The organism is Kitasatospora sp. NPDC059803 (assembly GCF_042732255.1).
Lineage (GTDB): Bacteria > Actinomycetota > Actinomycetes > Streptomycetales > Streptomycetaceae > Kitasatospora.
Window position 1 is genome coordinate 13,224 of the sequence record NZ_JBHWIJ010000145.1, and the last position, 6,550, is coordinate 19,773.

General features: G+C 75.4%; 8 protein-coding genes. 1 reads left to right on the forward strand and 7 read right to left on the reverse strand.

Annotated features, from left to right (window positions below):
- The first annotated feature begins 462 nt into the window (after positions 1 to 462).
- A complete protein-coding gene (locus tag ACFV6I_RS22485; protein WP_380427265.1) occupies positions 463 to 879 on the forward strand; it encodes an ArsR/SmtB family transcription factor in 417 nt (138 codons plus the stop codon).
- A 10-nt stretch (positions 880 to 889) separates the two neighbouring features.
- Here ACFV6I_RS22485 and ACFV6I_RS22490 read toward each other — a convergent pair whose 3' ends face one another.
- The 7 genes from ACFV6I_RS22490 to ACFV6I_RS22520 form a co-directional block, all read right to left on the reverse strand.
- Positions 890 to 2,278, reverse strand: a complete 1,389-nt coding sequence (locus ACFV6I_RS22490; protein ID WP_380427267.1) for a nitrate/sulfonate/bicarbonate ABC transporter ATP-binding protein — start codon at positions 2,276 to 2,278, stop codon at positions 890 to 892.
- Between the two features lie 33 nt (positions 2,279 to 2,311).
- Complete coding sequence (locus ACFV6I_RS22495) at positions 2,312 to 4,069, reverse strand: ABC transporter permease (RefSeq protein WP_380427269.1); 1,758 nt, start codon at positions 4,067 to 4,069, stop codon at positions 2,312 to 2,314.
- Between the two features lie 288 nt (positions 4,070 to 4,357).
- Positions 4,358 to 4,723 (reverse strand): hypothetical protein, encoded by a 366-nt coding sequence (locus ACFV6I_RS22500; protein WP_063349737.1) that lies wholly within the window; start codon positions 4,721 to 4,723, stop codon positions 4,358 to 4,360.
- Positions 4,720 to 5,181: a hypothetical protein gene (locus tag ACFV6I_RS22505; RefSeq protein ID WP_107452946.1), complete on the reverse strand. Its 462-nt coding sequence runs from the start codon at positions 5,179 to 5,181 to the stop codon at positions 4,720 to 4,722. Before ACFV6I_RS22505 ends, ACFV6I_RS22500 begins: the two co-directional genes overlap by 4 nt.
- Positions 5,182 to 5,281: 100 nt before the next feature.
- Positions 5,282 to 5,689: a winged helix-turn-helix domain-containing protein gene (locus tag ACFV6I_RS22510; protein WP_380427271.1), complete on the reverse strand. Its 408-nt coding sequence runs from the start codon at positions 5,687 to 5,689 to the stop codon at positions 5,282 to 5,284.
- A 66-nt stretch (positions 5,690 to 5,755) separates the two neighbouring features.
- A complete protein-coding gene (locus ACFV6I_RS22515; RefSeq protein ID WP_380427273.1) occupies positions 5,756 to 6,022 on the reverse strand; it encodes a hypothetical protein in 267 nt (88 codons plus the stop codon).
- 74 nt (positions 6,023 to 6,096) lie between these two features.
- The gene (locus ACFV6I_RS22520; RefSeq protein ID WP_063349740.1) at positions 6,097 to 6,369 is read right to left on the reverse strand and encodes a hypothetical protein; all 273 of its coding nucleotides are present in this window, start codon (positions 6,367 to 6,369) and stop codon (positions 6,097 to 6,099) included.
- Positions 6,370 to 6,550 lie beyond the last annotated feature (181 nt).

Consider the following 6,550-nt stretch of genomic DNA (forward strand, 5'->3'; position numbering starts at 1 on the left):
GCCGGGCCGCCGCCCAGCCGGGGAGGATCAGCTTGCCCCGCCGCCGCCCGCTGCCGATGAGCACATGCGGGGCGGCGGCCCCCGCCGCGTCGACCAGCAGCGGGCCGCCCCCCCGCCGGCCCCCCCCCGGAGCGTCCTCCCCCACACCGCCCGGCGGGCGGGCGTCCGAAGGCGGACCCAGGCCGCTCAGCCCCAGGGATTGTGCTCGTGCGATCCGCTGACCGCGGTACGGAACGTGGTGTGCTCGATCATCTCGTACGGACTCCAACTCCTGGACGGCGCGGCCGGTCGGCAGCGGCTGAAAGGATGGCTGAAGCCTGGCAGCCCCGGCCATCGGCCCGCTATCGACGCCCGGTGTCGACGCCCGCTGGGTACGCCTGTTGGCGACGCCCGCGCCCGGCCGGACGGCACCGGCTTCGGCGCCGCCCGGGGCGGTGGGGCCGGCTCGGTAGGATCCCTGGCATGGGTGCGCAGGAAGAGGCGTGGGACACGGACGCGGCGGAGCGGGCGGTCGCGGTGCTGAAGGCGGTCGCCGACCCGTCCCGGTACCGGCTGCTCTGGGCGCTGACCCGGCGGGAGCTGCCGGTCAGCGAACTGGCGGAACTGCTGGGCGCGCACGTGGCGGCGACCTCGCAGCACCTGGCCAGGCTGCGGGCGGCCGGGCTGGTCGTCTCGCGCCGGGAGGGCACCCGGATCTTCTACCGCGCCGCCGAGGTGCGCGGCCTGCTGACGGAGGCGGCGCTGATCGCCAACGACCTGCCCGCGCGCGGTGACGGCGGCGACGGCGGCGGTACCGGCCCGGCCGCCGCGACGGCCGAGCAGCCGTTCGCCCGCGCCGTCCGCTCCGCCCGCCGCCGCCCGGCCACCGGCCAGGCCTGACTCCGGCGCTTCAGGCGGTCTCCTCGTCGAGCCGGTACTCCCGCAGGGCGGCGTCGTAGCCGAACAGCCCGGCGTAGCGGCCCCAGTCGGTGGCGGTCTCCAACTGCCGGTCGACCTGTTCGCTGGTGTAGTGGTGGGCGAGCAGGTCGCGGAAGAAGCCGGCGTGCACGGCGGCGCCGGGGCGGCCGCGCAGGCCGTTGGTGATCAGCCGGACCAGCGGGACGTCCACCGCGGCTCCGGCGAAGATGGTCCGGGACTCCTGGACGTCGGCTCCGGCGAAGGCGGTGCCGGCCTCGGTGAGCAGCAGGTCGTCGCCGTGGATCTCGGCGAAGCCGAGCAGGTCGAGGGCGTCGAGCTGGGGGAGCATGTCGTCGATGTCGAGGCCGAGTTCGTCGGCGAGGTCGGCGAGGTCGCAGCAGCCGCCGCGGTGGGCGATCATCGCGGCGAGGCCGGCGAGGCCGTCCACGCTGGCGGTGGGCAGCGGGGTGTTGGCGACGGTGCGCCGGTCGGGCCGGGCGCCGTCGGCGCGGCCGGGCAGGCGGGTCTCCTTGGGGCGTCCGGTCATGATCCGGTAGACCCGGTCGACGAGTTCGTCGAAGGCGGCGGCGTCGCGGTCGCGGGGCCGGTCGAGGTCGACCTCGACGGTCTCCCGGATGGTGCCGTACGGGCGGGAGCCGAGGACGACGATGCGGTCGGCCATCAGGACCGCCTCCTCGATGTTGTGGGTGACCAGGACGACGGCGCGGGTGGGGAACTGGCCGGACTCCCACAGTTCCAGCAGCTCGCCGCGCAGGTTCTCGGCGGTGAGGACGTCCAGCGCGGAGAAGGGCTCGTCCATCATCAGCACGTCCGGTTCGACGACTAGGGCGCGGGCGAAGCCGACGCGCTGGCGCATGCCGCCGGAGAGCTCCTTGGGGTAGGCGGACTCGAAGCCGGCCAGGCCGATCAGGTCGATGGCCTGGACGGCGGCCTCGGCGCGCTCCCGGGGTGGCACGCCGCGGGCCTCCAGGCCGAGTTCGACGTTCTGCCGGACGGTCAGCCAGGGCAGCAGCGCGAAGGTCTGGAACACCAGGGCGGTGCCCGGGTTGGCGCCGGTGAGCGGGGTGCCGCGGTAGGCGACGGTGCCGGAGCTGGGCGGGATCAGCCCGGACAGGCAGCGCAGCAGGGTGGACTTGCCGGAGCCGGAGCGGCCGAGCAGGGCGACGATCTCGCCGGCCCGGACGGTGAGGTCGATGCCGGACAGCACGGGCAGCGCGCCGTCGGCGCCGGCGTAGGCCTTGGTGAGGCCGACGGTCTCCAGCAGGACCTCGCCGTCGGCGGGGGAAGGTTCGGAGGGGGAGAACACAGTGGCGGCGGCGGGCGGCGCGGGGCGGGCGGCGCGCGGGAACGGGAAGCGCATACGGGGACCTCCGGGGCGGGGAGCGGGCGCGGGTCAGAGCGAGTAGCGGCGCTCGGCCAGGCGGTAGAGGCGGCGCCAGAGCAGCCGGTTGAGGGCGACGACGTACAGGCTCATCACCGCCACCCCGGCGAGCAGGTGCGGGTAGTCGCCGCGCTCGGTGGCCCGCGCGATGTACGCGCCGAGGCCGGTGGCGGTGAGCGTGGTGCCGCCGAAGGTGACGACCTCGGAGACGATGGAGGCGTTCCAGGCGCCGCCGGAGGCGGTGAGGCCGCCGGTGACGTAGGCCGGGAAGATCCCGGGGATGATCAGCCGCCGCCAGCGCTGCCAGCCGCGCACGCCGAGGTCGTCCATGGCCTCGCGCAGGTCGGTGGGGATGGCCATGGCGCCGGCGATGGTGTTGAACAGGATGTACCACTGGGCACCGAGGGCCATCAGCAGGACGCCGCCGAGGTCGATCGACAGCCCGGTCCGCAGCAGCAGCCAGACGACCAGCGGGAAGAGGAAGTTGGCCGGGAAGCTGGCGAGCACCTGCACCAGCGGCTGGGCGATCCGGGTCAGCCGGGGGGAGAAGCCGATCCGCACGCCGACCGGCACCCAGACCAGGGTGGCGACGGTCACCAGGACGACGACCCGGGCGAGCGTGGCGAGGCCGAGCAGCAGCGGTTCGCCGAACACGCCGAGGCCGGTCGCGCCGTGCAGGTAGCGGCCGAGGTCGACCAGGCCCCAGAGCACGAGGCCGCCGGCGACGGCGGCGAAGGCGGCGTCCCCGGCGCGCCGCCGCCCGGGGTCGACGGCCAGCGGGCGGTCGTCGGTGCCCAGCAGGCGCCCGGCCCGGGAGAGCGCCCGCCACCCCGGGCGCAGCAGCCGGCCGAGCAGTCCGGGCCAGTGCGAGCGGCGCAGCAGGTCCAGCACGACGGAGCGCTGCACCTCGGTGGCCTCGGACTGCTCGTTCTTGAAGCGTTCGGCCCAGGCGGTGAGCGGGCGCCAGAACAGCAGGTTGACGCCGACCACCAGGACGGCCATGGTGGCGATCGCCCAGCCGACCCGGCCGAGGTCGCCGGCGGCGATGGCCGCGCCCGCGTAGGAGCCGACCCCGGGCAGCGTGTAGCCCTGGTCGTCGACGCTGATCGCCTCGGAGGCGACCAGGAAGAACCAGCCGCCGCCGAAGCTCAGCATGCCGTTCCAGACCAGGCCGATCATGCCCGAGGGCAGTTCGACCTTCCAGAACCGCATCCACCGGGTGAAGCGGAACGAGCGTGACAGCTCGTCGAGTTCGGGCGGCAGCGAGACCAGCGAGCAGTAGAAGCCGAAGGTCATGTTCCAGGCCTGGGAGGTGAAGATGGCGAACACCGCCGCGCACTCCAGGCCCAGCACGGAGCCGGGGAACAGGGCGAGGAAGCCGGTCACCGCGACGGTCAGGAAGGCGAGCACCGGCACCGACTGGAGGATGTCCAGGGCCGGGATCAGGACCCGCTCCAGCCGGCGGCTGCGGGCTGCGGCGTAGGCGTAGCCGAAGGTGAAGACCACCGACACGGCGAGCGCGGCGAACATCCGCAGCAGCGAGCGGGCCGCGTCGTACGGCAGCCGTGCCGGGTCGGTGTCGACCGCCGCGTTCCGGCCGGTGGAGAACCGGACGGTGGTGCCCTGCCCGACCCGCAGCGCGAGGTAGAGCAGCACCAGGACGGCGGCCGCGACGAGCGCGTCCACCCAGGTCATCCGGGCCAGGCGGGCGGCCGTCCGGGACGGCAGTGAGCCCCGGGCGGCGCCCGGGGCCGGCTTCGGCAGGGTCATGGGGTGCACCTCCGGCGCGCACCCGGGGCCCCGGGTCGGGAGAGGTGCGTGCGACGTCAGCGGGATCGGGACGAACGCCGCGTCCCCCCGGGCCGTCGCGTCAGGCGCGTGGGCGGGCGTGGGGGAGGCGGCCGGTACGGCGGCGCGTACTGGGAGGGTCTTCGCCCATGGCCGCCTCCTCCGGTGGTGTCGTCTGGTGTCGTCCCGGCCCGTCCTGCGGGCCCCGGGCAGTCTGCTCCTTCGGTACGTCCGTAGGCAAATGGATCCGGGGTTCCTCCGCGCGCCGGCTCAGGCCGTTTCGACGAACTCCAGCAGGTTGCCGACGGGGTCGGTGGTGTAGAAGCGGCGCCGGGGCGGCAGGCTCTCGTCCCACACCACGAGCACGCCGAGCTCGGACAGTCGCGAGGCGAAGTCGTCGATCTCGGAGACCGCGATGCCGGGGTGGGCCTTGGTGCTGGGGCGGAAGCGCTCCTCGATGCCGAGGTAGAGCCGGACCCGGCCGCCGTCGGCGGCGAACCAGCAGCCGCCGCCCTCGGTCAGCGGCCGGGGCTTGGGGATCTCGGCCATCTGCAGGACGTCGCCGTAGAAGGCCCGCAGCAGGGCCTCGCTGCCGGGGGGTGCGGAGAGCTGGACGTGGTCGAGGGCCGTGATCACTGCGGCCTCCTGTCGGGAGCGGTGTGGTGCCGGGCCGCGGTGACCAGCAGCCGGGCGGTCGGGGTGGACAGGTCGAGGTGGTGGGCGATCCACTGGGGGTCGTGCCCGTGGGTGGCGAACACCCAGGCGGTGTAGAGCCGGTTCAGGCCCGGGGCGCCGGGCGACAGCAGCAGCGGTCGGACCTGCTCCATCGGGAACCCGTCCAGGGAGCGGGCGCTGAACCACTGGGTGTCGTCCTCGCCGGGGGCGGCGGGTCGGGCGGTGCCGCGCCCGCTGCGGGCGAGCAGCAGGGCGAGGAGCAGTCCGGCCGCCGAGGCGCCGATGAGCACGCCGGAGAGGAAGAGCCGCAGCCGCCCCGGGGCGACGCCGACGGCGATCCCCTGGAGGGTGAGGAGGAGCAGGACGCCGCACAGCGCCGTCCCTCTGCTGGTCCAGGGGAACAGGGCGGTTCTGGTCACGGCGGTGTCCTCCTTCGGTGGGGTGGTGGCCGGCGGGGTGCCGCCGGGGCGGGCGATCGGGCCTCGGGCGGCGCGGTCAGGCGGCGCGGCCGGACGGCGGTCAGGCGACGCGGGTCAGGCGGGGGTCGTACTTGTAGCCGATCTGGCGGACGGTGGCGATCGCCTCCCGGTGGCCGGGGCCGAGCTTGCGGCGGATCCGGGCGATGTGGGTGGCGATGGTGCGGGTGTCGCCGGTGTCCGGCCGGCCCCAGACCGTCTCCATCAGCTGGCGGCGGGAGTGGACCCGCAGCGGGTTGTCGACCAGGTGCGCGAGCAGCTCGAACTCCAGGTAGGGGAGTGCCAGTTGCTGCCCGTCGACGGTGACGGTGCGCTGTTCGGGGTCCACCACCAGGCCGGTGTCCGGGTCGACGGGGGGCCGGGGGGCCGGTGCGGGGCGCGGCCGCCGGGGCGGGGCGGCGGCGGTGTGGTCCGAGAAGATGGCTTCGAGCCTGGGGTAGCGCACGGCCATGACGGATGCTCCTTCGGCGGGTCGGTGCGGGGTCGGTGCGGATCTGTACGCATCGGTACGGGCTGGTCAGCGGGCGGGGTGCCAGGGGTGCCAGGAGGCTTCCAGCCGGGCAGTGCCGTCCGGGGCCGTGACGGTCCGCCAGCTGGCCCGCAGCCGGGTGGGGCGGTCGGCGGAGGCGGTGGCCGGGGCCGGGGCCCGGGCCGTGACGGCGTGCAGGACGGGGCTGTCCAGCGGGCTCTCCGCCAGGCGTCGGCCCACGGCGGCGAGCGCGGCGCGCAGGCGGCCGCGGCCGGCGGACGGGAGGGAGGGGTGGAACGCGGCGACGATGGACATGGCAGGTCACCTCCGTGACAGGGCGGCGGGTGGAGGGGGTGCGCGAGAGCGCGGGTGGTGCGGTCGGCGGGGCGTCAGCCGTGCGGCCGGTGGCGGGCGGCGGCGCGGCTGAGGCGGCGCGCGGCGGCCGGCGGGAGGTCCGCGAAGTCGGCGAGCCAGTCCGGGCGGTGGCCCTGGCGGGCCAGCAGGTAGGCCAGGTGCACGCGCGGCTCGTACGCGCAGGCCCGGGTGTTGGGCGTGCCGGAGTGCGGGCAGACGCCGGGGTCGTCGAGGCGGTAGTTCCTCTCGACGCCGTCGTGCAGGGCGAGGCGGACGCGCGGGCAGTGGTGGTGAAGGGCGGTGCGCATGGCCGTACTTCCTTCCTTCCCCGGGTGCGGGGCGGTCGAGGTTTCCGGGTCGGGGCCGGGGCGGCGGTACTGTCGGGCGCCGCCCCGGCGGCGGCTCAGTGGTTGAGCGCGGTCTGGACGATCTTGATGATGACCAAAACCAAGGCGCACAGGCGGTGGGCGCGCCGGGCCGCCATGCCCC

Coding starts and splice junctions, on each gene's coding strand:
- ACFV6I_RS22490 (WP_380427267.1), bottom strand. CDS start 2,278: ATGCGCTTCCCGTTCCCGCGCGCCGCCCGCCCCGCGCCGCCCGCCGCC.
- ACFV6I_RS22515 (WP_380427273.1), bottom strand. CDS start 6,022: ATGTCCATCGTCGCCGCGTTCCACCCCTCCCTCCCGTCCGCCGGCCGC.
- ACFV6I_RS22510 (WP_380427271.1), bottom strand. CDS start 5,689: ATGGCCGTGCGCTACCCCAGGCTCGAAGCCATCTTCTCGGACCACACC.
- ACFV6I_RS22495 (WP_380427269.1), bottom strand. CDS start 4,069: ATGACCCTGCCGAAGCCGGCCCCGGGCGCCGCCCGGGGCTCACTGCCG.
- ACFV6I_RS22485 (WP_380427265.1), top strand. CDS start 463: ATGGGTGCGCAGGAAGAGGCGTGGGACACGGACGCGGCGGAGCGGGCG.
- ACFV6I_RS22520 (WP_063349740.1), bottom strand. CDS start 6,369: ATGCGCACCGCCCTTCACCACCACTGCCCGCGCGTCCGCCTCGCCCTG.